1 protein-coding gene is annotated in these 1,752 nt (G+C 75.7%); it reads right to left on the bottom strand.

Annotated elements, in window-relative coordinates; genetic code table 11:
* Positions 1 to 1,752, bottom strand: a 1,752-nt coding sequence (locus AOK03_RS17210; protein WP_157868980.1) for a tetratricopeptide repeat protein, incomplete at both ends; no start/stop codon positions are given.

Consider the following 1,752-nt stretch of genomic DNA (forward strand, 5'->3'; position numbering starts at 1 on the left):
GGTTCTCGCGCACCCGCAGCGTCTGCGGGTGACCGGCGCCGAGGGCATCCGTGGTCTCCGCGAGCGCCGTCCTCAGCGAAGCGGCGGCCTCCGCGCCCCGCCCCTCCTCCACGAGCACCGTGGCGAGGCCGAGGCGGATGGCCAGGGTGCGGCGGTGGGTGGGTCCGTAGACGGCTTCCGCGTCGGCGAGCACCTCCCGCGCGACGACGACGGCCTCCTTCGTGCGCCCCGACGAGGCGCAGCCGTAGATGAACTGGGCCCGCGCCTCCAGCGTGTCCGGGTGGTCCGGCCCCAACAGGCGCGTGTAGTCGGCCAGTACGTCGCGGTGGACCTGGTAGGCCTCTGCCTCGTGCAGCCCCTTGTCCAGGGCCCGCGCAAGATTGAGCCGCGCGGAGAGGACACTCCGGTGGTCCGGGCCGTACAGCGCGGTCAGGTCGGCCACGATCCGCCGGTGCAGGCCGATCGACTCCTCGTCGTCGTCGAGGCGCAGCAGGCAGAGCGCGACGGTGTCCCTGATGTCCGCGGTGTGCTCGGAGATGTCGCCGAGGATCCGGGCGGCGTCGGCCTCGGCCCGCCGGGCCTGCGTCAGGGCCTCGTCGTACCGGCCTGCGGAGAGACAGTTCAGGGCGAGGGCGTGCCGGGTGTGGATCGTCTCGGGCGCGTCCTCGCCCTCCGCCCGCACGCGCTCCGCGAGGAACTCCCGGAGCAGCGCCACGCCGTCTTCGGCCCGGCCCGCCGATCCGTAGGCGTCCGCGAGCGTCTTCCAGGGCCACAGTTCCCGGGCGCTGTCGGGAGCCGCTCCCGGCGACGCCTCGGCGCGCACGCGCTCCGTGAGCTCGGAGCGCATGCGTTCCGAGAGGGCGACGGCCTCGGCCAGTCGGCCCGCCGCGGCGTAGGAGCGGGCCAGGCCGCCGCGGGCGCCGAGGGTGGTCGCGTGCTGGGGCCCGAAGAGCCGCTCGGCGTCGCGCACCACGGTCTCGTACAGGGACACGGCCGTCTCGAACCGCCCGGCCGCCCGGCAGGTGTCGGCCAGGTCCTCGCGGGCCAGGCAGATCCCGCGCTCGTCGGCTTCCGCCGCGGCCTCCATCAGCTCCAGGCACCTGCGGCGGGCCGTCACGGCCTCCGCGACCCGGCCCGCACGCGCACAGACGTCGGCCAGCGAGTCCAGGGCGGACACGGCGATCCCACCGGCCTGGTCCGGGGCCGCGTCGCACACGGCCACGATCTCCCTGACCACGCCCAGCGCCCGCGTCAGGTCACCCACCTCGGCGAGGTGCCCCTCGGCCATCCAGCTCCGCAGTTCGATCAGCGCCTCCATGCCGCCCGCGCCCCGCTCCTCGACCTCGGGCCGCAGCGCGCTCCACAGCGCCTCGATCTGATCGGCGAGCCGTCGCCCCCGCTCACGCAGCCGCCACGCGTCTGCCGGCGGCACCAGCAAACCGTCGAGGTGGCCCATCACCAGACCCGCCGCCCCGTCCAACGTCCCTTCCTGCCGCGCCCGCTCCCGCAGCACCCGTTGCACGAGCCGGTGCACGGCGACCGCGTCGTCGCCGACGCGCGTGATGACCGAGGCGTCGACGAGAGCGCCGAGAACACCGTCGACCTCCGCGACCTCCGCGCCGCCGTGCGCGCCCCGCAGCCCGACCGCCCCGGCAAGGAGTTCGCGCGGCACCCCGTCGGGCGACAGCACGGACAGCATGTCCAGGAGCAGCCGCACGAGCCCGCCCCCGTCGGCGCCGAGCCCGCACCGCC

The organism is Streptomyces atriruber (genome assembly GCF_001418325.1).
Classification (GTDB): Bacteria; Actinomycetota; Actinomycetes; order Streptomycetales; family Streptomycetaceae; genus Streptomyces; species Streptomyces atriruber.